Source organism: Methylocaldum sp. GT1BB, from assembly GCF_051027545.1.
GTDB lineage: Bacteria > Pseudomonadota > Gammaproteobacteria > Methylococcales > Methylococcaceae > Methylocaldum.
Genome location: NZ_CP194902.1, coordinates 4,625,140 through 4,651,055, shown reverse-complemented (window position 1 = coordinate 4,651,055; position 25,916 = coordinate 4,625,140). Strand labels below are relative to the sequence as shown.

The 25,916-nt window shown below is 56.6% G+C and carries 28 protein-coding genes; 9 read left to right on the top strand and 19 right to left on the bottom strand.

What is annotated here, in order from left to right; genetic code table 11:
* Positions 1 to 312 precede the first annotated feature (312 nt).
* Both ACR2TX_RS21975 and ACR2TX_RS21970 read left to right on the top strand, forming a co-directional pair.
* Complete coding sequence (locus ACR2TX_RS21975; RefSeq protein WP_133717229.1) at positions 313 to 1,239, top strand: ZIP family metal transporter; 927 nt, start codon at positions 313 to 315, stop codon at positions 1,237 to 1,239.
* Positions 1,240 to 1,281: 42 nt separating this feature from the next.
* A complete protein-coding gene (locus ACR2TX_RS21970) occupies positions 1,282 to 1,959 on the top strand; it encodes a TMEM165/GDT1 family protein (protein WP_434130713.1) in 678 nt (225 codons plus the stop codon).
* A 223-nt stretch (positions 1,960 to 2,182) separates the two neighbouring features.
* Here the strand turns inward: ACR2TX_RS21970 and ACR2TX_RS21965 are convergent, their stop codons facing one another.
* Positions 2,183 to 2,386: a type II toxin-antitoxin system VapB family antitoxin gene (locus tag ACR2TX_RS21965; RefSeq protein ID WP_077732474.1), complete on the bottom strand. Its 204-nt coding sequence runs from the start codon at positions 2,384 to 2,386 to the stop codon at positions 2,183 to 2,185.
* Positions 2,387 to 2,594: 208 nt separating this feature from the next.
* Here ACR2TX_RS21965 and ACR2TX_RS21960 point away from each other — a divergent pair, with 208 nt between their 5' ends.
* The 5 genes from ACR2TX_RS21960 (at position 2,595) to ACR2TX_RS21940 (ending at position 7,577) form a co-directional block, all read left to right on the top strand.
* Positions 2,595 to 4,103 (top strand): flagellin, encoded by a 1,509-nt coding sequence (locus tag ACR2TX_RS21960; protein ID WP_077732473.1) that lies wholly within the window; start codon positions 2,595 to 2,597, stop codon positions 4,101 to 4,103.
* Between the two features lie 76 nt (positions 4,104 to 4,179).
* Complete coding sequence (locus ACR2TX_RS21955; RefSeq protein WP_347258513.1) at positions 4,180 to 4,617, top strand: flagellar protein FlaG; 438 nt, start codon at positions 4,180 to 4,182, stop codon at positions 4,615 to 4,617.
* A 115-nt stretch (positions 4,618 to 4,732) separates the two neighbouring features.
* The gene (gene fliD / locus ACR2TX_RS21950) at positions 4,733 to 6,784 is read left to right on the top strand and encodes a flagellar filament capping protein FliD (RefSeq protein WP_434130712.1); all 2,052 of its coding nucleotides are present in this window, start codon (positions 4,733 to 4,735) and stop codon (positions 6,782 to 6,784) included.
* Between the two features lie 16 nt (positions 6,785 to 6,800).
* Positions 6,801 to 7,232, top strand: coding sequence for a flagellar export chaperone FliS (fliS, locus tag ACR2TX_RS21945; RefSeq protein WP_077732470.1), 432 nt, complete (start codon positions 6,801 to 6,803; stop codon positions 7,230 to 7,232).
* 24 nt (positions 7,233 to 7,256) lie between these two features.
* A complete protein-coding gene (locus ACR2TX_RS21940; protein WP_156879850.1) occupies positions 7,257 to 7,577 on the top strand; it encodes a flagellar protein FliT in 321 nt (106 codons plus the stop codon).
* Positions 7,578 to 7,634: 57 nt separating this feature from the next.
* Here the strand turns inward: ACR2TX_RS21940 and ACR2TX_RS21935 are convergent, their stop codons facing one another.
* A complete protein-coding gene (locus ACR2TX_RS21935) occupies positions 7,635 to 8,459 on the bottom strand; it encodes a cytochrome C assembly family protein (protein ID WP_434130711.1) in 825 nt (274 codons plus the stop codon).
* Between the two features lie 94 nt (positions 8,460 to 8,553).
* Here ACR2TX_RS21935 and ffh point away from each other — a divergent pair, with 94 nt between their 5' ends.
* Complete coding sequence (ffh, locus tag ACR2TX_RS21930; RefSeq protein WP_077732467.1) at positions 8,554 to 9,912, top strand: signal recognition particle protein; 1,359 nt, start codon at positions 8,554 to 8,556, stop codon at positions 9,910 to 9,912.
* Between the two features lie 64 nt (positions 9,913 to 9,976).
* Here the strand turns inward: ffh and ACR2TX_RS21925 are convergent, their stop codons facing one another.
* The 13 genes from ACR2TX_RS21925 to ACR2TX_RS21865 all read right to left on the bottom strand — a co-directional run bounded on the left by ACR2TX_RS21925 (position 9,977) and on the right by ACR2TX_RS21865 (position 20,574).
* Positions 9,977 to 10,900 (bottom strand): ketopantoate reductase family protein, encoded by a 924-nt coding sequence (locus ACR2TX_RS21925; protein WP_434130710.1) that lies wholly within the window; start codon positions 10,898 to 10,900, stop codon positions 9,977 to 9,979.
* Positions 10,897 to 11,595 (bottom strand): DnaA regulatory inactivator Hda, encoded by a 699-nt coding sequence (gene hda / locus ACR2TX_RS21920; protein WP_434130709.1) that lies wholly within the window; start codon positions 11,593 to 11,595, stop codon positions 10,897 to 10,899. The genes ACR2TX_RS21925 and hda overlap by 4 nt, the downstream gene beginning before the upstream one ends.
* Before the next feature lie 85 nt (positions 11,596 to 11,680).
* Entirely contained in the window at positions 11,681 to 12,280 is a 600-nt protein-coding gene (gene wrbA, locus ACR2TX_RS21915) for an NAD(P)H:quinone oxidoreductase (RefSeq protein WP_077732494.1), read from the bottom strand.
* 74 nt (positions 12,281 to 12,354) lie between these two features.
* Positions 12,355 to 12,702 (bottom strand): arsenate reductase (glutaredoxin), encoded by a 348-nt coding sequence (gene arsC, locus ACR2TX_RS21910; protein ID WP_077732464.1) that lies wholly within the window; start codon positions 12,700 to 12,702, stop codon positions 12,355 to 12,357.
* Positions 12,703 to 12,813: 111 nt separating this feature from the next.
* Complete coding sequence (locus ACR2TX_RS21905; protein WP_133717238.1) at positions 12,814 to 13,272, bottom strand: CBS domain-containing protein; 459 nt, start codon at positions 13,270 to 13,272, stop codon at positions 12,814 to 12,816.
* A gap of 84 nt (positions 13,273 to 13,356) precedes the next feature.
* Positions 13,357 to 14,160, bottom strand: coding sequence for an undecaprenyl-diphosphate phosphatase (locus ACR2TX_RS21900; RefSeq protein WP_133717239.1), 804 nt, complete (start codon positions 14,158 to 14,160; stop codon positions 13,357 to 13,359).
* Positions 14,161 to 14,169: 9 nt separating this feature from the next.
* Positions 14,170 to 15,210, bottom strand: a complete 1,041-nt coding sequence (truD, locus tag ACR2TX_RS21895; RefSeq protein WP_156879854.1) for a tRNA pseudouridine(13) synthase TruD — start codon at positions 15,208 to 15,210, stop codon at positions 14,170 to 14,172.
* 3 nt (positions 15,211 to 15,213) lie between these two features.
* Positions 15,214 to 15,690 carry a 2-C-methyl-D-erythritol 2,4-cyclodiphosphate synthase gene (ispF, locus tag ACR2TX_RS21890; RefSeq protein WP_077732460.1) on the bottom strand — a complete coding sequence of 159 codons (477 nt, stop codon included), beginning with the start codon at positions 15,688 to 15,690 and terminating at the stop codon, positions 15,214 to 15,216.
* Positions 15,678 to 16,391, bottom strand: coding sequence for a 2-C-methyl-D-erythritol 4-phosphate cytidylyltransferase (gene ispD / locus ACR2TX_RS21885; RefSeq protein ID WP_156879855.1), 714 nt, complete (start codon positions 16,389 to 16,391; stop codon positions 15,678 to 15,680). Before ispD ends, ispF begins: the two co-directional genes overlap by 13 nt.
* A gap of 12 nt (positions 16,392 to 16,403) precedes the next feature.
* Positions 16,404 to 16,760 carry a cell division protein FtsB gene (gene ftsB, locus ACR2TX_RS21880; protein ID WP_077732458.1) on the bottom strand — a complete coding sequence of 119 codons (357 nt, stop codon included), beginning with the start codon at positions 16,758 to 16,760 and terminating at the stop codon, positions 16,404 to 16,406.
* 26 nt (positions 16,761 to 16,786) lie between these two features.
* A complete protein-coding gene (eno, locus tag ACR2TX_RS21875) occupies positions 16,787 to 18,070 on the bottom strand; it encodes a phosphopyruvate hydratase (protein WP_077732457.1) in 1,284 nt (427 codons plus the stop codon).
* 45 nt (positions 18,071 to 18,115) lie between these two features.
* Positions 18,116 to 18,937 (bottom strand): 3-deoxy-8-phosphooctulonate synthase, encoded by an 822-nt coding sequence (kdsA, locus tag ACR2TX_RS21870; protein WP_086133553.1) that lies wholly within the window; start codon positions 18,935 to 18,937, stop codon positions 18,116 to 18,118.
* Positions 18,937 to 20,574, bottom strand: coding sequence for a CTP synthase (locus ACR2TX_RS21865; RefSeq protein ID WP_133717243.1), 1,638 nt, complete (start codon positions 20,572 to 20,574; stop codon positions 18,937 to 18,939). Before ACR2TX_RS21865 ends, kdsA begins: the two co-directional genes overlap by 1 nt.
* Positions 20,575 to 20,809: 235 nt before the next feature.
* On the opposite strand from ACR2TX_RS21865, the gene ACR2TX_RS21860 reads away from it, so the two are divergent.
* A complete protein-coding gene (locus ACR2TX_RS21860) occupies positions 20,810 to 21,097 on the top strand; it encodes a DUF4156 domain-containing protein (RefSeq protein ID WP_168183759.1) in 288 nt (95 codons plus the stop codon).
* On the opposite strand, the gene tilS is transcribed toward ACR2TX_RS21860, so the two are convergent.
* The 4 genes from tilS to zwf are packed head-to-tail and all read right to left on the bottom strand — an operon-like array spanning position 21,094 to position 25,774.
* The gene (tilS, locus tag ACR2TX_RS21855; protein WP_086133555.1) at positions 21,094 to 22,458 is read right to left on the bottom strand and encodes a tRNA lysidine(34) synthetase TilS; all 1,365 of its coding nucleotides are present in this window, start codon (positions 22,456 to 22,458) and stop codon (positions 21,094 to 21,096) included. The two genes, ACR2TX_RS21860 and tilS, sit on opposite strands and share 4 nt — an antisense overlap.
* Positions 22,459 to 22,507: 49 nt before the next feature.
* Positions 22,508 to 23,473 carry an acetyl-CoA carboxylase carboxyl transferase subunit alpha gene (gene accA / locus ACR2TX_RS21850; protein WP_086133556.1) on the bottom strand — a complete coding sequence of 322 codons (966 nt, stop codon included), beginning with the start codon at positions 23,471 to 23,473 and terminating at the stop codon, positions 22,508 to 22,510.
* Positions 23,474 to 23,504: 31 nt separating this feature from the next.
* Positions 23,505 to 24,224: a dienelactone hydrolase family protein gene (locus tag ACR2TX_RS21845; protein WP_086133557.1), complete on the bottom strand. Its 720-nt coding sequence runs from the start codon at positions 24,222 to 24,224 to the stop codon at positions 23,505 to 23,507.
* Positions 24,225 to 24,283: 59 nt separating this feature from the next.
* Positions 24,284 to 25,774, bottom strand: coding sequence for a glucose-6-phosphate dehydrogenase (gene zwf / locus ACR2TX_RS21840; RefSeq protein ID WP_434130708.1), 1,491 nt, complete (start codon positions 25,772 to 25,774; stop codon positions 24,284 to 24,286).
* Positions 25,775 to 25,916 lie beyond the last annotated feature (142 nt).

Sequence of the window (25,916 nt, the reverse complement as noted above, 5' to 3'; positions counted from 1 at the left end):
TCCTGCCGGTTTGTCCGGCACAAATTCGCCCGGAGCGACCATTCGGCCGGGAGCCGAATGGGACAAACGAAGTTTGTCCAACGGGCGAAAGCCAAGGACGGCTTTGGTCTATTTGGACGTGCGCAGCACGGTCCGAAGGACGAGTCCCAGGGAAGGGGCGAGCACAAAACCGTCGGGAACGGTTTTGGACCGCCTGCGGCGGGTCCGAAGGACGAACCCCAAGGACGGGGTGAGCACTCCCTGCCGGAATGACGGCAAGAAAAATGTATAGATATGGTCCATCCGAACTTACCCCACCAAGGATTTCATCCGATGAACTCGCAACGTTTGAATATGCTGGCCGAGAAGCTCCGCGCCAACACTCTGTATCAGAAATATGCTCGCCTGCCGACGCTAGCTCAAAAGCTGATCCTGGTGAGCTCGATCACTTTCCTGACGACCTTGTTTCTGGTCGTGATGTATTTCTTTGTCGATCCGATCATCGCCATGGGGGCCTTCGCCAGCATTCTGGCTGGATTGGCCACGGGATTCGGTGCCTTGCCCGCTCTGCTGTTCAAGGATGTTTCCAGCAGGACCCTTTATCTGATGCTGGGCGGAGCCGCCGGCGTGATGCTGGCAGCCACGGCGTTCTCGCTTATCGTTCCGGGCATCCAGGCCGGCAATCAGCTGTGGCCGGGTCTCGGTGTGTACGTGGTTGCGGCGGGGGTCATGATCGGCGCGGTTTTTCTGGTATTGGCGGATAGTTGGCTGCCGTATGAGCGGTTTCTGGGCGAAAGCGGAGAAACCTTCGACTCGCTGCGAAAGATTTGGCTTTTTATCGCCGCGATCGTCATGCACAACCTGCCAGAAGGCATGGCCGTCGGCGTAAGTTTCGGTTCCGGCGACTGGCACAACGGAGCAGCCTTGGCGATTGCGGTCGGTTTGCAGAATATCCCGGAAGGCTTGGCGGTGGCGATGCCGCTGGTGGCCCTGGGCTATCGGCGGCAACAGGCGGTATTGATCGCGACCTTGACGGGGCTGATCGAGCCGGTCGGCGGCTTTCTCGGCGTTGCCGCAGTCACGATGTTCTTGCCTTTATTGCCTATCGGTATGGCGTTCGCCGCCGGAGCCATGCTGTTCGTCATCAGCGACGACATCATTCCCGAAACCCAATCCCAGGGCAAAGCGCGCTATGCGACCTTTGCGCTGATGTTTGGCTTCATCATCATGATGATTTTGGACAACCTGATCACGACCTGAGTATCCGACCCTGTGGCTTGCAATCTGATTAACGAAGTAGGGGTGTGGCTGGATCGAAGCCTGCCGGCGATCGACTGGGCACGGTGGTGGGCGTCGTCGGGTACCGCGTTCGCGCTGGTCGCAGCAGCCGAGTTCGGCGACAAAAGCCAGCTGGTATGCATGACTTTGGCTGCGCGGCACCGGCACTGGCCTATTCTGCTCGGCGCCGTGTTCGCTTTTGCCGTCTTGAATCTAGTCGCCGTAGTCTTCGGAGCGGCGGCAGCCCGGTGGCTGCCCGATTCCGTGGTGTCCCTGGCGGTCGCTCTCTTGTTTGCGGTCTTCGGCGTGAAAGCTTTGCTTTTTAGGGAGGAAGAGGAGGGCGAGTTCATCAAGGCAAAAACCGGTCACGGCATCTTTTTGACGACCTTCCTGATGATTTTCCTTGCCGAATTCGGCGATAAAACTCAACTGGCGGTCGCCGGTTTAGGTGCGGCAGCACCGCCTGTGCCGGTTTGGCTTGGCGCCACCGCGGCTCTGGGCGTGACGTCCGCGTTAGGGATTTGGGCAGGCGCCACACTGCTCCGGAAGACGCCTCAGCGGGCGCTACATATCGCTAGCGGTTTGTTGTTTCTGGGATTCGCGGTTTTTGCGGCGTCCAGAATAGTGCCCGAGGAGTTATGGAGCTGGCTACAAAGCAGCTTCGATCGATTCGTCTCCACCGTTCGAGAACTGTTTTCATAACGCGCCGACAGCCGAAGTCGTTTCAGTCCGGGCTGCCGGTCAAGCCAGAGCTGTAGGATGCGGTGAGCGAAGTGAACCGCATCGTTCGCGATCTGGTCAGGCCAGATTCAATTCCTCCACCACGATACGCCGCCATCCAGTATTCGGCGGAACTGTTCCGTAGCGGGGTTTCCCCTTTGCCGTAGGAGATCGATCCATACCGAAGTATCCGCCAAATACATGCTTAGCTCTGCTCGGCGCGCAGTGTCTTGGAATCGTAGTTCGGGTCGATTTCCACCGTAGCGATCAAGTCCCGAACGTCCTTCCGTTTTCGATTGGCCACGAACTCCCGGAGTGCCCGCTCGACCAGTTCACGCTTAGTCTTGGCATCGGAATACTTGAAAGCCTCTCTGACCTGCTCGTCGTTAAGAACGATGTTCGTACGCATATCAATACACCTCCTGGGGTGTATTTTGGCGCCATGCCGGAGGCGACGTCATAGGAAACAGCGCATCTTGGCCATAACTTAAGGCCGACAGAAAAACCTTTAAAGTTTCCGCCGTGGTGTCCGATAACGTTTACGAGAGTTGAATGCACAGCGCTGATGTCCTTGAGCTCGTCGATTTGAAAAATCCTAAAAGTTGAAGGAGACGATCATGTCCCAAGTGATTAATACCAATATTTCCTCGCTTAACGCTCAGCGCCAGTTGCTGAAGTCATCCAACGCGATGCAGACTGCAATGCAACGCTTGTCGTCCGGTGTGCGCATTAATAGCGCAAAAGACGACGCAGCCGGCCTTGCCATTGCAGACCGGATGACCGCGCAAATTAAAGGTTTGAATCAGGCCGCCCGAAATGCCAACGACGGCATTTCCATCGCGCAAGTCGCCGAAGGCGCCTTGGGAGAGGTCACGAACGCGCTGCAGCGTATGAGGGAACTGGCCGTACAATCCGCCAACGATACCAATACCGCGACCGATCGTGCTTCCCTGCAGAAGGAAGTGGCTCAGTTGCAGCAGGAGATTACCCGTATCGCCACTCAAACCCAATTCAACGGAAAAAATCTGCTGGATGGCTCGTTCACGAGTGCGAAATTTCAGGTTGGTGCGTATGCCGATCAGACGATCAGTTTCTCGATCGGGAACAGCAAGGCGACCAATATCGGATCGAACAGTCTCACCAATACGACGGGTACTGCGGTAGAGGCGGCGGCGGCAAGTGCTGATAAGACTGCTTTGACCGCTCTCAACCGTGTTGCGGCACAAAATCTAACGGTTACCGGGAATATCGGGTCCGCGACCTTGGCCGTAGCAAACAATGATTCAGCCAATGCGATCGCGACGGCTGTGAATAACGCCACGGCATCCACGGGCGTAACGGCAACGGCGCTGACTAAAGCAACTCTTTCCGGTCTAGCCGCTGCCGGTACGTTGACGTTTAATTTGTATGGTTCGAACAGCAGCGCCGTTGCGATCTCGGCAAACGTCTCCAGTACTGGCGATCTCACTTCGCTGGCGGAAGCCATTAATGGTGCGGCGGCAAGTACCGGTATCACCGCAGAACTGGATGCTTCGAGAAGTTCGATCACGCTGAGCCAAGCCGAAGGTTACGATATTGTCATCGAAGACTTTTTAAATAGCGCCGGCGCGGGCGGTACTATCAATTTCCAAGGCTTGAACGCTGACACCGGGGCAACGGAAGGTGCCGCCGCTACCTTGGGCGCAGCGGTGGGAACAGACTCTAGTAAAGTGGTCGGAACCCTCATGTTTAGCTCCGCAAGCTCGTACACCGTCACCACGGATACGACGGGTACCTTGTTCAGTGCAGCGACGAATGCAAGCACTCTAAGTGCAGTGGGAAGCATTAACGTCGGTACTCAGTCGGGGGCAAACTCGGCTATTAAGTCTGTCGACGGTGCACTCGCTTTCGTTGACGACCTCCGCGCCACCCTGGGCGCTGTCCAAAACCGCTTCAGCTCAGCGGTAGCCAATATGCAGGCCACTTCGCAAAACATCAGCGCCGCAAGAAGCCGTGTGTTCGATGCCGATTTCGCGGCTGAAACGTCCGAGCTGAGCCGGAATCAGATCCTGCAGCAGGCCGGTACGGCAATGTTGGCACAGGCGAATGCCTCAACCCAAAACGTGCTCTCGCTGCTTCGGGGTTAATTTCCGAGCTGGCTAAACCGGAAAGCGGGAACACTGAGGCGTTCCCGCTTTCTTCTTCGAGCAATAGGAGATCGATATGGAAGCCCCGATAGCTTTAGGCAATGTAACGGCTCTGAAGCCGAACATGGTGCGCCGCCAGACGGCAGACGAGGTGGGCTCTGAAACCCTCGCCGCAGCGGGAAGCACCGGGGCGGCAGAGCAGGTTTCTACGGTCAGGGCGGTTCCCCCGGCTTTGGCCGCCGAGGCGTTTGCTTCCTCGGGAAGAGAAGGAGAGAAACGGCAGGACGAAGTCGCCCATGCCGTGCGCAATTTCAACGAATTTTTTCAAATGGTGCGGAGAACGGTCCAGTTTTCCATTGACGAAGATTCGGGGCGAACGATAGTGCAAGTCAGGGATGCCGAGACCGATGAACTTATTCGCCAAATCCCCTCGGAAGAGATTTTGCGACTCGCAAAACATTTAGACGAATTCAAAGACGGATTTAAAGGCATGTTGTTGAAGGAAAAAGTGTGAGTTTGGACGGTTTGTCAGTTCGGCTGACGAGCCGGCTCGGCCGAATCGGTTCAAGCGTAAGGCGTGGATATATCCTTATTGGGACAGAGCGGCAACAGGTAATGCGGAGGGTTTGATGGCAGGTATTACATCGACGGGGCTCGGATCCGGCCTCAATATATCCAGCATGGTCAGCCAATTGGTGCAGGCGGAGCGTGCTCCGTTCGCTGCCCGTTTGGATCGGCAAGAAGCCGAGATCCAATCCAAGATTTCCTCGTTTGGAAATTTCAAGAGCGCTTTATCGGCTTTTCGGGATAGCCTCTCGGCGTTGAAAAACCTGAGTAGTTTTCAAAAGATCGGCGCAACTTCCAGCGACAGCAGTATTGTCAGTGCTTCGGCGGAAAGCAATGCCGATCTGGGTAATTACAAGATCGAGGTCAAGCAGCTCGCGCAGAGCCACGCACTGGCAACCGGTTACTTCGCATCGGCCAACGCAGTGGTTGGAACCGGGACTTTGACGCTGAAATTCGGCACTACGGACTATACGCCGCCGGTGGATGCCACCCCGGGTAGTTATAACGGATTTACCCAAAATCCCGACAAAGGCACGCTGACCCTTGAGATCGACTCGAGCAACAATACCCTCAGCGGCATCCGAGATGCTATCAACAACGCCAAGGCCGGAGTGACTGCGGTTATAGTCAACGATAGCGGCGGTTCTCGCCTTGTACTGAATTCGAGTGAAACCGGCGCCGAGAACAGCTTGCAGATCAGCGTAGCCGATGATGATGGAAATTCGGTCGACGCCTCAGGCCTGTCCGTCCTGTCTTTTAATGCCGCCGCTGCTAACCTCCAGCAGACCCAGATGGCGTTGGACTCGAAAATCGTTATCAATGGACTTGAGGTTACCAATGCGAGCAACACGATCAAAGATGCTCTTAAAGGGGTGACGTTAAATCTTCAATCCGCTCAATCCGAGAAGATCGTCAATGTGTCGGTCAGCCAGAGCAATGACGACATCAAAAAGCTTATAGAAGGTTTCGTAAAAAGTTTTAACGAATTGGCAAAGACGGACCGAAGCTTAACCGGCTATGACGCAGCCCAGAAAGCAGGCGGAATTTTACAGGGCGATCCCACGGTACGCGGCGGTATGGGGCAGCTTCGCTCGGAACTGGGACGATTTATCCAAGGTCTCGAAGGTTCGGCGAAAACCTTGGCCCATATAGGAATCCGAACGCAAAGAGACGGCACCCTCAATTTGGACAGTTCCAAGCTAAACGAGGCGCTAAATGCGGATCGGAGCAGCGTAGCCGCTTTGTTTGCGGCCATCGGGCGTCCCACGGATTCCGGGGTGATATATTCCAGCAATACCGTCGATACCAAGCCGGGAACTTATGCGGTCAATATTACCCAAGCAGCTACCCAGGGCTTTCTGAACGGCGGTGCCGTCAATTCATTGGTGGTGGACGGCGACAACGACACCTTCAAGATCAAAGTCGATGGGGTCTTGTCGGCAGATATCACCTTGACGCAAGCGACCTATAGCAATCATGCGGCTCTGGCGGCAGAGATTCAATCCCGCATCAATGGCGACAGTGCCCTCAAAGCAAAAGGTATTTCAGTCGGCGTGAGTTATGACGATGTCAACAATCGATTTGTCATTCAATCCAAAAATTATGGCTCGGAGTCTCAAGTTGAAATCACGCAGGTCGATATTAATAGTGAAGCGACCTTGGGATTAAAGCTCGCCTCTAGTTCGACGGAGGGCACCGGGGGCATGGATGTCGCCGGAAGCATCGGAGGTTTGGAGGCAACGGGCAAAGGGCAAGAATTGACCGCAACGGCGGGCGATGCCCAGGGGCTTAAGCTTCTGATCTCGGATACCAAGACCGGCGACCGGGGCGAGGTTGGTTTTTCCCGTGGGCTGATAGAACGACTGGACAAGGTGCTTGCCGGATTGTTGGACAGTAAAGGAGCCATAAAGGCGCGTACTGACGGTCTGGAAAAGAATCTCGAGAAAATTCAAGAAAGCCGAGAGCGTTTAGAGAGTCGAATGAGTGATTTCGAAAAGCGTCTTCTGGATCGATTCAATAAGATGGATGCTCTTTTGGGGCAGTTTCAGAGTATCAGCAGTTATTTGAGTCAGCAGTTGGCCGCTTTGCCATTGGCTAACCAAAACAAGAAATAAGAAGAGGTTATACGCCATGAGACCCGCTCAGTTTGCATTGAATCAGTATCGGCAAACTACCGTGCAGGCGAGTGCCGAGTACGCCGATCCGCATACTCTGATAATGATGCTTTTTAATGGGCTGAACGAAAAAATTTCCGTTGCCAAGGGCGCGATACAAAGGGGGGAGCTCGCCGAGAAGGGCCAAGCCATCGGCCGTGCAATTGAAATCGTCGGCTACCTCCAAGCCTGTCTGGACTTGGATAACGGCGGCGAAATCGCGGTAAATCTGGATCGACTTTATACCTATGTTACCGAGCAGCTGTTTTACGCCAGCGCGCAAAACGATCAGAGTGCCCTGGACGAAGTCGGCGGTTTGATAAAGGAGATCAAGAGTGCTTGGGAGGCGATACGAGAGCCGGTTCCGTCTCAGACTGTTGAAAACAGGTTAGCTTCAGCAAGCTTTTAATCGTCCGAGACCGGGTATGCCGCGATGTCAGATCTGACGCCCGAAACCGAGAAGCTTCTTGCAATGTGCCGTTCGATCCTAACGGCGGCCGAAGGTATGGAGTGGGAGAGGGTTGCTCGGCTGGAGAGGGAACGGATGCCCCTGATTGAGAAACTGTTTTCGCCGGCCTATCTTGAGAAAAGCGATAACGAGTCTTTGGTTCGTTTAGTCGAGGAAGTGCAGACCATCGACGGGAAGGTTATGTCTTTGATTGAGGCGGAAAGAAACCAAGCTGCTCAAGAACTACGCATGCTCAGAAACTCCCGGCAACGCGAGCAAGCTTATCGATCGGCTGAAAATGAGTGAGTTCAAAGAGTCCGGACACGCACTCGCATTCCGGGACCAGGGTCGGTGTCCGCACCATCAAGCCCGGTTCAATATCCATTCCAATACCATCTTGCTGCCGAAATAGGCCAGCATTAGCGACACAAAGCCTCCTAGCGTCCAGCGGATAGCTATGGTTCCCCGCCAGCCGTAGCGAGCTCGTCCGATCAGTAGTACGCCGAACAAGACCCAGGCAAGGATGGACAGCACGGTCTTATGGGCCAAATGCTGAGCGAACATGTCTTCCAGAAAAATAAAGCCTGTGAGCAGTGACACGCTAAGAAACACGAACCCGGCCGCAATCAGCTGAAACAACAGGGATTCCATGGTTTGCAGAGGCGGGAGCGAGCGTAGCAAGAGGTCGGAATGGTGGCTGCGCAGCCGCCAGTCCTGAAACGCCAGCAGCGCTGCCTGAAAGGCGGCAATATTGAGAAAACTGTAAGCGAGCATGGAGACCACGATGTGAATGGTCAAAGGCCAGGAAAGGTCTTTCACCGTGTGAACGCTCTCCGGGATGCTGAGGTTTAGCAGAAGGACCAGCGCGGCCATCGGAAAAATCACCATCCCGAGTTTATCCACCGGTTTCGCGAGAGCCGTCAGGAGCAAGATGGCTACGATCACCCAAGCCACTAACGACATCGCGCTCAGAAAGCTGAGGTTGAGTCCTTCGTTAGTCTGAAAGCCGCTGGTGAGCGCAAGCCCGTGCAAAACGGCGGCGAACCAACCGAGTGTCAAGGGTTTCAACCGCCGAAGCGTGGGTGTCTCCATGGCCGCATAGTCGTTCTCGCGCAGCGAGCGAATCAGGGTAAGAGCGGCAGCGACATAAGTGGCGATCGCTATGGCGCCAAACAGCGTAGAATTCATTTAAATCATGTCCTCCTGAGCTCTCTAGTCTGGCATAATGGCCGATCAAGATGAAGTAATCTGGGTATTTCCATAGCCCGTAGGATTAAGAGCCATGTTTGACAACCTTACCGAACGTTTAACCCAATCGCTCAAAAAAATTCGCGGTCAGGGCCGATTGACCGAGAGCAATGTTCAGGACACCTTGCGAGAGGTGCGTATGGCCCTCTTGGAAGCCGATGTGGCTCTACCGGTCGTCAAGGATTTCATCGAGCACGTCAAGACACGCGCCTTGGGGCAGGAAGTTCAGTCCAGCCTTACGCCCGGGCAGGCGCTAGTGAAGATCGTCAATGAAGAATTGATCGCCATCATGGGCAGTGCCCACGAGCGGCTCAGTCTGGCGACGCAGCCGCCGGCGGTGATTCTGATGGCGGGTCTCCAAGGCGCCGGTAAAACCACCACGGTTGCCAAGCTGGCCCGCTGGCTCAAGGATAACGAGCGCAAGTCCGTAGTGGTCGCGAGCGCCGATATCTATCGTCCGGCCGCTATCGATCAACTGCAAACTCTTGCCGCTGAGGTGGGCGCCGATTTTTTTCCGAGCGATCCGACGCAGAATCCGGTGGATATCGCTCGCAACGCCGTCGAATATGGCCGGAAGAAATACAAGGATGTCGTCATTATCGACACGGCCGGCCGTCTTCATATCGATGACGAGATGATGGAGGAAATCAGACAGATTCACTCCGCCATCAACCCGATCGAAACGCTGTTCGTGGTCGATTCGATGACCGGTCAGGACGCCGCCAATACCGCGAAAGCATTCGGCGACGCACTTACCCTGACCGGTGTCGTTCTGACCAAAACCGACGGCGATGCCAGAGGTGGCGCGGCGTTGTCGGTTCGCCACATTACGGGCAAGCCCATCAAATTCTTGGGTGTGGGTGAAAAGACAGCTGCCTTGGAACGTTTTCACCCCGATCGAATCGCGTCCCGAATCTTGGGCATGGGCGATGTCCTGAGTCTGATTGAGGAGGCCGAGCGCAAGATCGATAAGACGAAAGCCGAAAAACTGGTCAAGAAGATTCAGAAGGGCAAGTCTTTCGACTTGAACGACTATCGCGATCAACTGCTGCAGTTGAAGAATCTGGGCGGCGTCGCCGCAATGTTCGACAAGCTTCCCGGCATGGCGAACGTGCCGCAGCACGTGAAGGAAAAAGTGAACGACAAGGAAATGATTCAGCAGATCGCCATCATCAACTCGATGACCAAGCAGGAGCGGGCATTTCCGGATGTGATCAACAACTCGCGAAAACAGCGCATCGCAAAAGGCGCGGGCACGGATATGCAGAACATCAACCGTCTGCTCAAGCAGTATGATCAGATGCAGAAGATGATGAAGAAATTCAAGAAGGGCAATCTGATGAACATGCTGCGAGGGATGAAGGGCAATCTAGGACGGGGGATGCCGTTTTAGGGCGATTCTTGATTTGGCATCACGCCCGCCTCGCGCCGGCGTAATTTCGATTTGTGGCAGCGGGTTATCCGGTTCGACGGCTCAACTCTCTGAGCTTCATCAAAGCATAAACCGATTCAAGATGGGGAATCGGCACGCCTGCGTTCCATCCCGCCCTCACGGCATTACCTAGAATGGCCTCCGTTTCCATCGGCCGACCGGCCTCGAAATCCAGCAGCATACTGGTCTTGTATGGCGGCATCTTGTAGGTGCTCTCGATGTTTTTATCGACGGTATCTTCGGGCAACGGATGTCCCGTGGCTTTGGCGATCAGGCAAACCTCTTCCATGATGGCCCGAACGAAAGACTCTTGAGTCGAGAGTATGTCATTCGTGCTGAGCCCCGCGGAGAGGACCGACAGCGGGTTGAAGGGCGCGTTCCAAACGCATTTTTGCCAGCGGGCGGCAACGATATCCTCGGAGGCGACGCATGTAATACCGGATCGCTCGAATACTCTACAAAGCGCCAGAGCTTTTTCCGAAAGCCCCTGCGGATAATTGCCCAAGGCTAGCCGGCCGTAAGCCTGGTGCCAGATTTTGCCGGGTGCGGTGCGGGTGACGCATATGAATGCGAGGCCGCTGATCAGTTCGTTATCGGGAAAGGCTTTCGCGATTTCGTCTTCGATGTCGATGCCGTTGGAAACGAGAACGATGGACGTGTCGGGTCCCACGGCGTCTTTCAGAAGGCTGATGCGATCGGCGTTTTCGACCACTTTGATGCACAAGAGAACGTAGTCGGGCTTTTCGGTCAATTCGGCCGCGTTGCGTACGACGGTCTGGGGCCGGAAGTGATAAGCGCCCAGTTTGGTGTCGCTCGTAATGTCTATGCCATGAGCTTTGACGTGTTCGTAGTCGGAACGGGCGATCATCGAAACTTTAGCGCCCTGCTTTGCGAGCAGTGAACCGTAAAAGCTGCCGACCGCTCCTGAACCTATGACGAGTACATTCATGTCGTTTCTTCCAGATAGTTCTTCAGAAAAGGAATCGTGAGCTTGCGTTTTGCGGCTAGGGTCGCGTGGTCCAATTCGTCCAGCAAGCGCTTCAAGGAGGAAAGATCTCGGTGATAATGAGAAAGCAAGAAGCGTCCGACTTGTGGCGACAGATCTAAGCCCAGCGAGCGGGCATGGGCGCCGAGGACGATTAGTTTATCCTCGTCGTTCAATGGTTGCAGGCGCAAGGTTAATCCCCAGCCTAAGCGGGTTTTGAGGTCGGGCAAACGGATCGCAAGTTCGGCGGACGGCACGCCGGCAGCGGCAATGAGGCGATTGCCGTGGTCTCGCAAATAATTGAACAAATTGAATAAAGCTCGTTCCCAGGCATCGTCTCCGGCGACGGAATCGACATCGTCCAGGCAAACCAGATCCTGATGCTCCAGGCCATCGAGCACGCCGGGACCGTACTCGCGGAGGCCGGATAGCGGCAGATAAGAGACCGACAAGCCGCTTTGACACGCTTCCCGACAGCAGGCATTGAGCAAGTGGCTCTTGCCGGTGCCCGGTTCACCCCACAAAAAAATCAGCGTTTCGCCCCGACCGCTGGCGGCATGTTTTAGATGAGCGACGATTTCGGCGTTGGCTCCCGAGTGGTATTGCAGAAAACCCAGTTCGGGATTGAAAGCGAAGCGCAGGGGGAGTTGCTCCGCCATGAGTTCAAAAATGTTTAACCGTCGCGGCGTATTGCAGCATATCCGAAAGCAATCCGTCGAAAGCGTCAGTCAAGACCACTAGGAGTTACTTCACTTGGGCGCCTTTCAGCGCCAGCGCCACACGCGCCAAACGGGCTCCGAACGCCCGACACAGTTTCCGCTCTTCGTCGCTGACCGCGTTGTCACTCCCGGTGTGCCGGCTGGGTCCGTAGGGCGTTCCGCCGCTGGTGGTTTCGAGAAGCGCGCTTTCACTGCTGGGGATCCCGACCAGAACCATGCCATGGTGGAGCAGGGGCAATAACATGGTGATCAGCGTCGCTTCTTGGCCGGCGTGCATGGACGAAGTGGCCGTGAAGACGCCAGCCGGTTTACCGGATAATGCGCCCGAAAACCACAAGGAACTGGTACTGTCGATGAAATATTTGAGGGGCGCCGCCATATTGCCGAAGTGCGTAGGGCTTCCCAAGGCCAGTGCATCGCAGTTTTTCAGATCGTCGATCGTTGCGTAAGGCGGACCGGCTTCAGGAATAGTCTCCTCGGTGGCCTGGCAGACCGGCGATACTTCAGGGACGGTACGAATCTTGGCGACGGCGCCGGGAACTTCCTCGACGCCTCTCGCGATCAGATTGGCCATTTCGGCCGTGGAACCCCAACGGCTATAGTAGACGATTAGAACTTCAACCATGAAAAGGACGAAACACGTGAGAAAAGAGGTGCGAGCCAAAGTGACTCGCCAAAGTACTTGAGACCTTGCCGGTCTTAAAGAATCTTTAAAACGTTCTCCGGCGGACGTCCGACGGCCGCCTTCTCGTTTGCCAGCACGATTGGCCGCTCGATGAGGATCGGGTTTTCCACCATGGCGCCTATCAATGCTTTGCGATCCAGATCAGGATTATCCAGCCCGGCGTCCTTATATGCCGCTTCGCCTTTGCGCATCAAGTCGCGGGGCTCCATGCCCAGTTTGGCCAGAATGGTCTCCAGCTCGGATGCGCTAGGAGGTGTTTTCAGATATTCGATTATCGTGGGCTCGATGCCTTTGCTCTTGAGAAGCTCAAGCGTAGCGCGGGATTTACTGCAGCGGGGGTTATGGTAAATCGTAACAGTCATGGCTATAGCTCTCGAAGTCGATCGTGACGCGTCGAAAGGTTGCGGTTCATCAAATGACCGGCGGATTGCTCGTGCTCGGTTTTGCCGGTCCTAATTGGAAAGCTTGATCGTTTAACCGAGACCGCCGCGCGTTTTTTGTTCCCGTTCCTGCTCTTTACCGATGATTTTAACCAGTTCGGTAAGTTCGCCGGCGAGTATCTCGAGGAGATCGTCGCTGGTCAGAATGCCGGCCAGCAAGCCCTGCTGATTGACGACGGGGATGCGGCGAACACCCTTTACACGCATTCTCTGCAAGGTTTCCCAAAGTCCGTCTTCTTCGCGGGCCGTTATCAGTTCGTAGCTCATGATATCCCCGACGGCGACTGCATTCGGGTCCAGTTCCGCGGCAAGAATTTCCACGACGAGATCGCGATCGGTCACGATGCCGACGGGTTTCGCTCCTTCCGATGAGTCCTCTACGACTACGGCGCTGCCGACGTGAAACTCGCGCATCAGTTTGGCCGCTTCGATGATCGAGTTTTCTTTTCTTAGGATGACCGTATCGCGGTTACAGAATTGTCCAACAGACATGATGATCCTTTGCGCTGTAGATTGATGGAGGATTTGTATTTTAACCGTTTGAGTGGCCGGTTGCAGGAAAAACCGCCGGTATCGCTAACCGGGCAGGAAGATGTAAAGCAGCACGCCGCCCAAAATCAGCCGATAGATCACGAAGGGTAACATGCCGATACGATCGAGGAGTCTCAGGAACCAGTCAATGGTAATGTAGGCAACGATACCGGAGAGCAGCGCTCCGAGGGACATGTTCCACCAGGATACCGTCTGGTCGGATTCGAATAACTCGTATGCCTTGAGTAATCCCGCCAATGCCGTTACCGGGATCGACAGCAGAAACGAAAATCGGGCGGCAGCTTTGCGATCCAGGCCGCGGAACAAACCGCCGGTTATCGTGATACCCGATCGGGATGTGCCGGGAATCAGCGCCACGGCTTGAAAGAGACCGACTATCAAAGCATCTTGCCAGTTCATGTCGGCATCGGTACGTCGTTCGGCGCTCACTTTTTGCGCCAGCCAAAGTACCAAGGCGAACACTATCGTGCTAGCGGCGATGACCAGCGGATTGCGGAGCTGGGTCTCGACATAACCGTTGGCCGCCAGCCCCGCGACGCCCGCCGGAATCGTCCCCAGAATTACGTACCAAGCAAGTTTCGCATCCGTGCTCATGCCCTTTCCGGAGATCGAACGAAACCAGGCTCCGGCCATATCGCGCAGAGCGCCCGCGTAATAGACCACGACCGCGGTCAGCGTTCCGATGTGGACGGCGACGTCAAAGGCCAAGCCTTGATCATGCCAGCCGAAAACCACCGGCATCAGGATAAGGTGAGCGGCGCTCGAAATGGGCAGAAATTCGGTCAGCCCTTGCAAGAGAGCCAGGTAATACACGTGATGGCAGTCCATGAGGATCCTTTAATCGTCTGAAAAACCGGTGTCGATCAGTTCCCGCAGAACGGCGGTCGCGTAAGCCCCGGCGGGCAGCGCGAATCGCAAATGCATGCTGCTCGGGCCGGACCGTTCCCACTGAAATCCGTCCGGGCAAAGTCGCAGCGGCCGGCGGGCCATCTCGACGCCGAAATCTTCGAGACCGCGGCAGAGAACCGGCTCTTCCTCGGCTGCGGCCGTCTCTATGGCCAGTGCCTCATCGGTAACGGCCGGTGTACCTTTGCCCCAGAGCGCGCCGCTTGGATGAATTTCCTTGGCCTCAAGCCGTTGCGTGATTTCCGGAGTAATAGCGTCGGGCTTAAAAAAACTGCGCGAGTCGGGAAACATGAAGGCATCGCCGGTAACCGCGCGATCCCAGACGTCTCGGCTTATCCGCTTGGCGAGGATGCCGTTGAACAAATGAGAACGCGCGGCAGACAAATAAAGCCCGCGACGGTGAGCGTCCACCCGCCCGAGCGTACCCGCGAAAAGAGCCGATGCCTTCGCAAGGTTCTGTCCCTCGCGGCCGAACCGTTGCGTTCCAAAATAATTGGGAACCCCACATTCGCCGATCTGTTTCAGGCGTCGTTCCAATAGCGGGATGTCGCATTTCAATTCGCGAACGGCGATTTCGAAACGATTGCCGGCTGCCGCGCCTTTTTTTAGCTTGCGGCTGTTGCGCCGGACTTCGAGTATGCGGAGGGAGGGGGATTCAAGTTGCCTCCAGTCCGGTTCGGCCTTGCCCGGCAGCCATACGCTGAACCATTGAATGGTCTTGCCGTGGCGGTCCTTAAGGCCCGCGTAGCCTATGTCCCGTGTCGGGATTCCGGCAAAGCGGGCCAGTTGGCGGGCGACGTAGTCGGTATTTTCGCCGCGTTTTTCGATGCGCAGAAAAAAGTGTTCGCCCTGGTCGGAAGGCTCGAAACCCAGCAGTTCCTCGACGACGAAATCTTCCGGCGACGTCTTGATAATGCCGGTTCCGGCAGGCCCACCAAAGGCGTAGGGCAGGGCGGCGGTCGAATCGCCCATGGCTTAATTTTTCTGAAGGAGCGTTACCGCATAGGCGGAGATGCCTTCGCCCCGGCCTTCGAAGCCCATGCCTTCGGTCGTGGTGGCTTTGACGTTGACCGCGTCGTGCGCAATGTCGAGGTCATCCGCGATGGTTGTGCGCATTTTTTCGATATAGGGCGCGAGCCGCGGCTTTTGTGCGACGATGGTCAGATCGACGTTGACCACGGTGTAGCCGCGTTCGGTGATCTTGGCGTGAACCTCGCGGAGCAAAACCCGGCTGTCTATGCCCTTGAAACTGGGGTCGGAATCCGGGAAATGCCGACCGATATCGCCCAGTGCTGCCGCACCCAATAAGGCATCGCACAAGGCGTGTAACGCAACGTCTCCATCCGAGTGCGCCGCGAGGCTCTTTTCATAATCGATGGCTACGCCCCCCAGGACCAGTTGGCCGCCATCTTTGAACCGATGTGCATCGTAACCTTGACCTATTCGTAGCATTGTCGCTCCAGGTAAAAAGCCGCCAGAGGAAGATCCTCCGGCCGCGTAATCTTGATATTGTCCGGGCGTCCTTCCACGATCTTCGGGCGCAATCCTCGAAGTTCGAGAGCGCTGGCTTCGTCCGTCACGATCAGTTTCCGTTCGGCAGCATCGATCAGCGCATGCTTGAGCATACGAAAGCGGAACATCTGTGGCGTCAGCGCGCGCCAGATCCGGCTGCGGTCGATGGTTTCGACGATTTCGCCCGCCTCTGCGCCTTTCAGGGTATCCGTGACCGGCAGTGCCAGTATGCCGCCGACTTCATCGTTCCTAAGCCGATCGATCAGTTTTTGAACATCGCTGATCGTGATACACAGCCGAGCTGCATCGTGCACCAACACCCAGTCGTCCGGTTCGGCCACGTTCTCGAGACTCGTTAAGGCGGAAAGCACGGAGTCGGCACGCTCCTTACCTCCGGGGGCGACCCGGATCTTGGGATGGGTAGCACAAGGTAGATCGGACCAATAACCATCCTCGCTCCCGAGAGCCACGACGACGCCGGCCAAGACATCGATCGCCAGCAACCGCTCCAGGGTATGCTGCAATACCGGCTTCCCCAGGACTTGAAGGTATTGCTTCGGTACGTCGACCCCCATGCGTTTACCCACGCCGGCTGCAGGGACAATGGCCCAGAATCGATTATTTCGGCAGGTGTCGGTCATGGACAACAGATGCTAACGAGGCCTTTCGGTCTTTTGTGGCGTAGTTTTCCGCTCCGAAGGCTTTGGTTGCGGCGATCGGTCGTGTGTCTTGTTCTTAGGCATTTCGATCACTTGGACGAAAGTCTCTCCCTGCTTGATCATCCCCAGTTCTTGGCGAGCCCGTTCTTCGATGGCGTCCGTTCCTTCCTTCAAATCTCTGACATCGGCTTCCAGCGCCGCGTTACGTTCGCGCCGCTTTTCGCCCTCCTCCGTGAGCTTTTCGATACGGTCCTGCAACTCCTGCAATTCGGCGATTCCGCCATCGCCCAGCCACAGTCGGTACTGGAGCAGGGCGATCAACACCAGCAAGAAGACAATCAGCTTTTTCACACTGTCGTCGGACGGCGTCCCGCCTTTCAGAGCGCTTGACGGAAGGCGCTGCGGCCGGTGTACCGGGCTTTATCGCCCAATTGCTCTTCGATCTTGAGAAGCCGATTGTATTTGGCGACTCTATCGGATCGGCTGAGAGAGCCGGTTTTGATTTGTCCCGCGCAGGTGGCCACGGCGAGATCCGCGATAGTGGTGTCCTCTGTTTCGCCGGAACGGTGCGAGACGACAGCCGTATATCCGGCCTGGTGGGCCATGGCTATGGCTTCCAGGGTTTCCGTCAAGGTACCGATTTGATTGACCTTGATCAGGATGGAGTTGGCGATCTTGGCCTCGATGCCCTGTTTCAGGATAGCGGGATTCGTGACGAAAAGATCGTCGCCTACCAGCTGAATGCGGCTCCCCAGCCGATCGGTCAATAGTCTCCACCCGTCCCAGTCGTCTTCGGCCATGCCGTCTTCGATGGTGATGATGGGATATTTGTCGACCCAGGCAGCAAGATAGTTCGCGAACTCGTCCGAAGTGAACCGTTTATTCTCGGATTCCAGCGTATAGACGCCGTCCCGGTAAAACTCGGAGCTGGCGACGTCCAGGCCGAGATAGATGTCTTTTCCCGCTTTATATCCTGCCCGTTCTATCGCTTCCAGGATGACGCCGATGGCGGATTCGTTGGACGGCAGATTCGGCGCGAAGCCGCCTTCATCGCCCACGCCGGTGCTCAGGCCCTGTTCGGCCAGTACCTTTTTCAGAGCGTGGAAGACTTCGGCGCCGTAGCGGAGAGCTTCCCGGAAGCTGGGCGCGCCGACGGGAAGAATCATGAACTCCTGCATGTCCACGCTGTTGTCGGCATGCGCGCCGCCGTTGATGATGTTCATCATGGGGACCGGCAACAGGAACTCGCCGCTGCGGTTGAGGTACGCGTAGAGCGGCTTGCCGGCATCGGTCGCCGCGGCATGGGCGGTCGCCAGGGAGACGCCGAGAATGGCATTGGCGCCCAAGCGGCCTTTGTTGTCGGTGCCGTCCAGTTCGATCATCTTGCGGTCGATGGCCGCCTGGTCATCGGCGTCCATGCCCAAGACGGCGGACCGGATCGCTGTTTTGACGTTCTCGACCGCTTTCAATACGCCTTTGCCCAGATAGCGGGTTTTATCGCCGTCCCGAAGCTCGATGGCCTCTCGGGTTCCGGTGGAAGCGCCGGACGGCACCATGGCGGAGCCGGTTGCTCCGGAGTCGAGTATGACCTCTGCGGCGACTGTGGGATTGCCTCTGGAGTCGAGCACCTCGTGTGCCCGCACTTCGGTGATTTTGCTCATCGGTTCCGTTCCTCTGGTATCGGAGTGTCGTTGTAATAATTCCGTCTAGACCATTCCGCGTTGTTTGACGATGCGGTCTATTTCGACAAGCACCTCTAAGAGCTCCTTTATGCGAGCCAAGGGCCATGAATTGGGGCCGTCGCTCTTCGCTTTGTCCGGTTCGGGGTGGGTTTCCATGAACAGGCCGGAGATGCCCACCGCCAGGGCGGCCTTGGCCAAGGTCGGTATGAATTCCCGTTGCCCTCCGGAAGCCGTGCCTTGACCGCCGGGCAGCTGCACCGAGTGGGTGGCGTCGAACACCACGGGACAGCCGGTCTCGCGCATGATGACGAGAGAGCGCATGTCGGAGACCAGGTTGTTGTAACCGAACGAGACGCCGCGCTCGCAGACGAGGACCTGTTCGTTGCCGACGGCTCTTGCCTTGTTGGCTACGTTTTTCATGTCCCACGGGGCCATGAATTGGCCTTTCTTGATATTGACCGGCTTGCCTTGCGCACAGACGTCCTGAATGAAGTTGGTTTGCCGGCAGAGAAACGCCGGTGTCTGCAACACATCGACGACGGCGGCGACTTCGCCTAAAGGGGTATCCTCGTGGACGTCGGTCAGCACCGGTACGCCGATGGTATCCCGTACCTTTTCGAGAATGCGCAGTCCTTCCTCGAGGCCGGGGCCGCGGAAACTTTCGTGCGACGAGCGGTTCGCCTTGTCGAAGGAGGATTTATAGATAAAGGGAATGCCGAGGCTGGATGTGATTTCCTTGAGTGTTCCCGCGGTCTCCAAGGCGAGTTGCTCGCCTTCGATGACGCAGGTGCCGCCAATCAGGAAAAACGGCCGGTCCAAGCCGACTTCGAATCCGCACAGTTGCATCAGTTCGCCTTCTTGTTTTGATGATATTCGGCGGCGGCGCGCACGAAGCCCGTGAAAAGAGGGTGGCCGCCACGCGGGGTGGACGTGAATTCCGGATGAAATTGGCAGGCGAGGAACCACGGATGATCGGGGATCTCGATCATTTCCACCAAGCGGCCGTCCAGGGATTTGCCGCACACCCTGAGTCCTGCGTCCTCAAGGGATTTGAGATAGCGGTTGTTGAACTCGTAGCGGTGGCGGTGGCGCTCGTTGATGACGTCCTTGCCGTAGACTCTATGGCCCAGGCTGCCGCTGACCAGCCGGCATTTCTGGCCGCCCAGACGCATGGTGCCGCCCAGATCGGACTTTTCGTCCCGATGCTCGATCGTGCCGGAGTCGTCCTGCCACTCCGTAATCAGGGCGATGACCGGATGCGGTGTTTTCGGCAAGAACTCCGTGCTGTGGGCGCCTTCCAGTCCCGCCGCATCGCGCGCGAATTCGATGACCGCCACCTGCATCCCTAAGCAAATGCCGAGATAGGGGACTTTCTTCTCGCGAGCGTACTTGACCGTGGCGATCTTGCCTTCGACACCCCGTTCGCCGAAGCCGCCGGGCACCAGAATGGCGTCTACGCCTTCCAGCGAGCCGGTGCCTTTGTCCTCGATTTCTTCCGATTCGATGAATCGGATTTTGACCTTGGTCCTGGTCTGAATGCCGGCATGAATGAGCGCTTCGGTCAGCGATTTGTAGGCGTCGGAATGATTGACGTACTTGCCTACCATGGCGATCGTCACTTCATGGCCGGGATGCTCCAGGGCATCGATCACTCTCTGCCATTCGGAGAGGTCGGCCGCGCCGGCATCGAGTTTGAGTTTTTTCACGACGATATCGTCCAGCCCCTGTTCGTGCAGCAGCAGCGGAATTCGATAAATGGTGTCGGCATCGACGGCGGAGATGACGGCATCTTCCCCGACGTTGGTGAAGAGTGCGATCTTCGTTCGCTCGGCCTTGGGGATGATCCGGTCCGAGCGGCAAATCAGAACGTCGGGCTGAATGCCGATGGTTCGGAGTTCCTTCACCGAGTGCTGGGTGGGCTTCGTCTTGAGCTCGCCGGCGCTCGCGATGTACGGAACGAGGGTGAGATGAATGAACAGGCATTTGTCATCGCCCAACTCGACTCGCATCTGGCGCGTGGCTTCCAAAAAGGGCAGCGATTCAATGTCGCCGACCGTCCCTCCGATTTCGATCAGGGCCACGTCGTAGCCTTCCGCGCTGAGCCGGATGACGCGCTTGATCTCGTCCGTGATATGGGGGATAACTTGCACGGTCGCTCCGAGGTATTCCCCTCGTCGCTCCTTGCGGATGACATTTTCGTAAATCTGCCCGGTGGTCCAACTGTTGACCTTGCCCATCGTGGTGCTCAGGAAGCGCTCGTAATGGCCAAGGTCCAGATCGGTTTCGGCGCCATCCTCGGTAACGAAAACCTCGCCGTGCTGAAACGGGCTCATGGTGCCCGGATCGACATTGATATACGGATCGAGTTTGGTCAGTGTAACTTTAAGACCGCGGGCCTGCAGGATTGCGGCAAGCGACGATGCGGCAATGCCTTTGCCCAGGGATGAGACGACTCCGCCGGTAATAAAAATATATTTGGTCATTCAACGATGGGTAAATTTAGGCTGCGTAACGATCGCCGAGGCAGCGGCCGTCGCGTCGGACGTCAAAAGGATTTGTCAGCATATTCTACTCAACCTGTGGATCGGAGTCACCGCCCAGGTTGTTTACAATCGAATATTGAATCGCACTAACATGGTGAAAATACAACGACTAATGCGGAGACGTTATTTGATGAATGGGGCGAGATTACTCACGATTGTTTTTGGGGTGGCGATAATGTCCATGGTCTCCGGGTGCACATGGGTAGAGCTCAAGCCGCAGGGCGAAAAGATTCGTATGCTCACGCCGCCCGAGGTGGGGCGCTGTAAATTTTTGGGGCGTATCACGTCGAATACGGCGGCGACCATCGGTATCTTTGCCCGCAGCAAAGATACCGTACAAGAGGAAGTTGAACGTCTCGCCCGCAATAACGCGGCGGACATGGGGGGAGACACCATCGTGCCGACCGGCCCCCTGATCGATGGTGAGCAGTCTTTCAATGTTTACCGCTGCATCAATCCTTAATTAGCCGAAGGCAGTGCGCCGGAAAAATTCTCCGGCGCGTGCCACCGGATCACGATATTAAAGTCGTTCGGTTGCCCGGCATAAGAATCGGACACCCACCATCCCGCCACTGCGGCTAGCTCGTCGCCGATGTAGATCAGCGGTGTTCTCTCCCGGATCCAAGGTGTAATGCCGGCTTCCTGAAACAGTTTTTTCAGATCGTGGGAGCCTTCGCGGCCGGGCAGGCGTAGCGATTCGCCGCCTTGCCGGTAGCGAACGGTGATTTTGCCGGCTCGCCATGCCGTTAACGAGATGCCGGCTCGTTTTTCAGTGGTGACGCTGAGGTCGCCGTTCCCGTCCGGCAGATGGAGTGTCGTAGCACCATCCCATGGAATGACTCTATTCGGATGGAAAGGCGAAGCGGCCGGCATCAGGAAGATCTCTCCCCGATAGCGCCGAATCTCGCCTTCGCTCCACCGGATTACGGGATTTCGGTCCGGTCTGGCGTTCAGCGTTTCGTTCAAAACCCTATCAATAACGCGAGTCGAAGGCATGCGGAAACCGCGGCTCCGCAGCCACTCGCGCAGAATCAGGCGGCGGTCCGCTTCCGAACACGGCCTCAGCCGATCCAGGAGAAGCGTGTTTCGCAGCGGATGAATAACGGACTTCAGCAAGTCCGCGGCAAGCGAGTTCAGCAGCGTTTGCGCTTCGGCACAATGTTGGGCCGTGCGGACCAGCGCGTCCTTGGTCGCCGGCCAGCGGTTTTCGAGCAAGGGGATGATCTCGTGGCGTATGAAATTGCGGTCGTAACTCAAGTCGCGGTTGCTGGGGTCTTCGATCCAGGTCAGCTCGTGTGCTTGAGCGTACTCGCGGAGCTGTCCGCGGGAAAAAGAGAGTAACGGCCGCAGCAGAAATCCTGGGCCGAAGGCGGTGCGTTCCGGCATGGCGGCAAGGCCGGCGATACCCGCTCCGCGAAGCAGTTGGAGCAATAGCGTCTCCGCCTGGTCGTCCCTATGCTGTGCGGTCAACAAGACCTCGCCGTCGGACAGAAGCGCGCGCAGGGCATCGTAGCGCGCGTTTCGCGCGGCTTCCTCTGGACTCTCGCCGGGTTTCGCGGCGGCGTTGACCCGTAACAGACGGAACGGAATTCCAAGCATCCGGCAGCTCGCTTCGCAAGATTCGGCCCATTCTTCGGCGGCTGTTTGCAGGCCGTGATGGACATGTACGGCAGTAAAGCGGAGGTTCGGATCTTTGGCTTTCAGTTCCGCACAGAGATGAAGCAAAACGAGCGAGTCGAGTCCGCCGCTGTACGCGATCCAGTAGCGGGATGCCGGCGGCTGGCGAGATAGGATTCGATCGAGTGTTTCGGTACAAAGGCTCATCTAAGCCGTGAAGTGAGGGGCGGTGATTATCCGCCCCGCATCAATGAAGCTAGGCTACGGCTTCCTCGAAAATGCCGTAGCTCATCAACCGCTCGTAGCGCTGTTGCAATAAGGTCTCGATGGACGTGCGACGCAGCTCTTCGAGATGCCGTTTCAGTGCCGCTTTCAAATTATCGCCGGTTTGCTTGCGGTCGCGATGGGCTCCGCCCAACGGTTCGGGAACAATCTCATCGATGAGTTCCAGTTCCTGCAGCCGATCCGACGTAATGCCCATGGCTTCGGCCGCGAGCTCGGCCTTGTCCGCGCTTTTCCAAAGAATGGAGGCGCAGCCTTCCGGCGAAATGACGGAATAGGTGCTGTACTGAAGCATCAACAGGCGGTCGCCCACACCGATAGCCAGCGCGCCTCCCGAACCGCCTTCGCCCACCACGGTACAAATGATCGGGGTGCGCAGTTTGGACATTTCGAAAAGGTTGCGGGCGATGGCCTCGCTCTGACCCCGTTCCTCTGCGCCGATGCCGGGATAGGCGCCGGGCGTGTCGATAAAGCAGAGGATAGGTAAGCGGAACCGCTCGGCGAGATGCATCAACCGCAGCGCCTTGCGGTAGCCTTCGGGCCGCGGCATGCCGAAATTGCGGTAGATCTTTTCCTTGGTATCGCGGCCTTTTTGATGGCCGATGATCAGAACCGGCTGTCCGTCGAGTTTGGCGAGTCCACCCACGATTGCCGGATCATCGGCGAATCCGCGATCCCCATGAAGCTCGTGGAACTCATCGAACATCAGGTCGAGGTAGTCCAGCGTATACGGACGCTGGGGATGGCGGGAAATCTGCGATATCTGCCACGCCGTCAACGAGGAGAATACCGATTCGGTCAGCTTGCGGCTTTTTTCTTCAAGCCTCGCAATTTCCTCGCTGATGTTGATTTCATTGTCGAATCCGACGCGCTTGAGTTCTTCGATTTTGGCTTCGAGTTCGGCAATGGGTTGTTCGAAGTCTAGGAATTTCAGGTCCATTTGTCGTTTTTTTAGGGTGCACGGAGAAGGCCTAGTTTAACACCTCGGCAAGGAAATTCCGCAGACTCTCCCAAGAGCGGCGATCGGCGGTCTCGTCGTAAACCGTACCGAACGATCGATCGTTTGCCATGGGATTGGTGAAGGCGTGCAGGGTGTTACCATAAATATGGATTTGCCAGTCTGCCTCGGCTTCGGTCAGTTCTTTAGCCAGATTCGCCGCCTGATCGGGTGGTGCCATGGGGTCGTCGTGGCCGTGCAGCACGAGAACCTTGGCCTTGATCTTATTGCCTTGAGTATTGCCCGGCGGCACAAATAAGCCGTGGAAGCTGACAACGCCGCGCAGATCGGCGCCGGTGCGGGCAAGGTCCAGCACGCATAGGCCGCCGAAGCAAAAACCCATGGCCGCGATCCGTTTGGGATCGACCTGGGGGAGCTTGCGGACGGTTTCCAGAGCTGTGGTGATGCGGTCCTGCAACAGGCGGCGATCATTCATGAGCGGATTCATCAGCCGTGCGTTCTCCTCGGGGCCGCTTCCGATGATGCCTTTGCCATACATATCGAGTGCAAACGCGGCGTAGCCCAGTTCGGCCAATTTACGAGCCTTGTTGCACACGAATTCGTCCCTGCCTCCCCAAGCATGAGAGATCAATACGGCCGGCAAAGGCTGAGGGCGCTTATTGTCATACGCGAAAAAGCCTTCGAGCTGAACGTCGTTATGGCTGTAGTCGATGGCTTGAGTTGTAACGGCCATTAAGAAGGTCTCCAAAAGTATCGAATGAATTAGGCAAATAGCTTAAAGGATCGTCGGTCTTAACGAGGTGCATCCCCGGTCGAGAAAGAATGCCGCCATTGCTGATCCTCCCGCTCGAAGATGCGGTCGGCTTCCTCGGGGCCCCAGGAGCCGGCGGGATAAGTGTGGATGAATTCCCGCTCTACCGACCATGTTCTTATGATGGGATCGACGACTCGCCAGGCCCATTCCACCTCATCCGAGCGCAGGAACTGAGAGTGATCGCCGCCGATGACGTCGAGCAGAAGGGACTCGTACGCGTCCAATTGATAACCGGCCTGATAACAGGTGCTGGCATCGAGTTGAGTGGTTCGGGCGCGCATGCCGATGCCGGGTTCTCGAACCTGAACCTCGGCGCGAATGCATTGCTCGGGCTGTATGCCCATCAGCAGCCAATTGGGGGGCAGCGCCTCGATCTGGGTTTCGCGAAACAATTGCTGCGGCGGGTGCTTAAAGCGTATCGCGATGAGAGAACTGTTCCTCGCCAAGCGTTTTCCCGTCCGCAAATAAAACGGTACATTGCGCCAGCGCCAGTTGTCGATATAAAGCTTCAGGGCGGCATACGTTTCGGTCGTGCTTTGCTTGTCGACCTGCTTTTCGTCGAGATATCCGGGCACCTCCTGGTTCTCGATGCGTCCGCGAGCATATTGCGCACGGAAGGCGTGAGCATGGACCGCGGCCTTTGGGATGGGGCGAATGGATTTCAGCGCCTTGACCTTTTCATCCCGGATCGATTCGGCGTCCATGGTCGCCGGAGGTTCCATGGCTACCAAAGCCAACATCTGCATCAGATGGCTCTGGATCATGTCGCGCAGCGCGCCGGCGGTTTCATAGTAGTCCGCCCGGTCTTCGATTCCCGCCGATTCGCTGTGGGTGATCTGCACATGGTCGATGAGGTTGCGGTTCCACAACGGTTCCCACATGAGATTCGCAAAGCGGAACACGAAAATGTTTTGCACCGTTTCCTTACCTAAGTAGTGGTCAATCCGAAAGATTTGATGTTCCGTAAAGTTGCGGTGCAGGCAGCGATCGAGGACTTGTGCGTCTTCCAAGTCATAGCCGAACGGCTTTTCCACCACGAGACGGCGCCAGCCGGCGACTTCCTGGTTGAGTCCGCTAAGCGCCAAATAGTCGGCCGCCGCTTTGTATTCGGACGGCGGAAGCGAAAGGTAATACACGTGATTGGGCGGAAACTCGGGGCCAGTGTCCAGGACCTGTCTTAGCTGTACCGATGATTCCGTATCGCCGATGTCCGCCGAAAAGAAATGCAGGCGGTTGCTGAAGCGCTCAAGAGCGTCCCGGTCGAGTGTGCTGCCCAAACGCTCTTCTAGCCATTTGGATACCTCGTCTCTCCAATGGGAATTATCCCAATCCCGCCGGCCGACACCTAAGACGACCATCGCCGCGGGCAGTCGGCCTGCCTTGTCCAATTGGTACAGGGCAGGCATCAGTTTGGTGCGGGAAAGGTGGCCGGTAGATCCAAAAATAGTGAAGACGCACGCGTCGAGCATCGTTTCCTCCCGGCGAATCGATCATGCCATGGATGATACTGTTTAGCCCCGTTTCCGCCAATGCGTGAACCGGTTGAAATGGCTTCATTGCCTTTGAAATCAGGATTTGATAAGTAGTTTCCCAGTATTTCAAATTTCAACT

What these genes read in the sequence shown, in the direction of transcription:
- ACR2TX_RS21975 (WP_133717229.1), top strand. Translation starts at nt 313, where the DNA reads ATGAACTCGCAACGTTTGAATATGCTGGCCGAGAAGCTCCGCGCCAAC.
- ACR2TX_RS21965 (WP_077732474.1), bottom strand. Translation starts at nt 2,386, where the DNA reads ATGCGTACGAACATCGTTCTTAACGACGAGCAGGTCAGAGAGGCTTTC.
- ACR2TX_RS21960 (WP_077732473.1), top strand. Translation starts at nt 2,595, where the DNA reads ATGTCCCAAGTGATTAATACCAATATTTCCTCGCTTAACGCTCAGCGC.
- ACR2TX_RS21955 (WP_347258513.1), top strand. Translation starts at nt 4,180, where the DNA reads ATGGAAGCCCCGATAGCTTTAGGCAATGTAACGGCTCTGAAGCCGAAC.
- fliD (WP_434130712.1), top strand. Translation starts at nt 4,733, where the DNA reads ATGGCAGGTATTACATCGACGGGGCTCGGATCCGGCCTCAATATATCC.
- fliS (WP_077732470.1), top strand. Translation starts at nt 6,801, where the DNA reads ATGAGACCCGCTCAGTTTGCATTGAATCAGTATCGGCAAACTACCGTG.
- ACR2TX_RS21940 (WP_156879850.1), top strand. Translation starts at nt 7,257, where the DNA reads ATGTCAGATCTGACGCCCGAAACCGAGAAGCTTCTTGCAATGTGCCGT.
- ACR2TX_RS21935 (WP_434130711.1), bottom strand. Translation starts at nt 8,459, where the DNA reads ATGAATTCTACGCTGTTTGGCGCCATAGCGATCGCCACTTATGTCGCT.
- ffh (WP_077732467.1), top strand. Translation starts at nt 8,554, where the DNA reads ATGTTTGACAACCTTACCGAACGTTTAACCCAATCGCTCAAAAAAATT.
- ACR2TX_RS21925 (WP_434130710.1), bottom strand. Translation starts at nt 10,900, where the DNA reads ATGAATGTACTCGTCATAGGTTCAGGAGCGGTCGGCAGCTTTTACGGT.
- hda (WP_434130709.1), bottom strand. Translation starts at nt 11,595, where the DNA reads ATGGCGGAGCAACTCCCCCTGCGCTTCGCTTTCAATCCCGAACTGGGT.
- wrbA (WP_077732494.1), bottom strand. Translation starts at nt 12,280, where the DNA reads ATGGTTGAAGTTCTAATCGTCTACTATAGCCGTTGGGGTTCCACGGCC.
- arsC (WP_077732464.1), bottom strand. Translation starts at nt 12,702, where the DNA reads ATGACTGTTACGATTTACCATAACCCCCGCTGCAGTAAATCCCGCGCT.
- ACR2TX_RS21905 (WP_133717238.1), bottom strand. Translation starts at nt 13,272, where the DNA reads ATGTCTGTTGGACAATTCTGTAACCGCGATACGGTCATCCTAAGAAAA.
- ACR2TX_RS21900 (WP_133717239.1), bottom strand. Translation starts at nt 14,160, where the DNA reads ATGGACTGCCATCACGTGTATTACCTGGCTCTCTTGCAAGGGCTGACC.
- truD (WP_156879854.1), bottom strand. Translation starts at nt 15,210, where the DNA reads ATGGGCGATTCGACCGCCGCCCTGCCCTACGCCTTTGGTGGGCCTGCC.
- ispF (WP_077732460.1), bottom strand. Translation starts at nt 15,690, where the DNA reads ATGCTACGAATAGGTCAAGGTTACGATGCACATCGGTTCAAAGATGGC.
- ispD (WP_156879855.1), bottom strand. Translation starts at nt 16,391, where the DNA reads ATGACCGACACCTGCCGAAATAATCGATTCTGGGCCATTGTCCCTGCA.
- eno (WP_077732457.1), bottom strand. Translation starts at nt 18,070, where the DNA reads ATGAGCAAAATCACCGAAGTGCGGGCACACGAGGTGCTCGACTCCAGA.
- kdsA (WP_086133553.1), bottom strand. Translation starts at nt 18,937, where the DNA reads ATGCAACTGTGCGGATTCGAAGTCGGCTTGGACCGGCCGTTTTTCCTG.
- ACR2TX_RS21865 (WP_133717243.1), bottom strand. Translation starts at nt 20,574, where the DNA reads ATGACCAAATATATTTTTATTACCGGCGGAGTCGTCTCATCCCTGGGC.
- ACR2TX_RS21860 (WP_168183759.1), top strand. Translation starts at nt 20,810, where the DNA reads ATGTCCATGGTCTCCGGGTGCACATGGGTAGAGCTCAAGCCGCAGGGC.
- tilS (WP_086133555.1), bottom strand. Translation starts at nt 22,458, where the DNA reads ATGAGCCTTTGTACCGAAACACTCGATCGAATCCTATCTCGCCAGCCG.
- accA (WP_086133556.1), bottom strand. Translation starts at nt 23,473, where the DNA reads ATGGACCTGAAATTCCTAGACTTCGAACAACCCATTGCCGAACTCGAA.
- ACR2TX_RS21845 (WP_086133557.1), bottom strand. Translation starts at nt 24,224, where the DNA reads ATGGCCGTTACAACTCAAGCCATCGACTACAGCCATAACGACGTTCAG.
- zwf (WP_434130708.1), bottom strand. Translation starts at nt 25,774, where the DNA reads ATGCTCGACGCGTGCGTCTTCACTATTTTTGGATCTACCGGCCACCTT.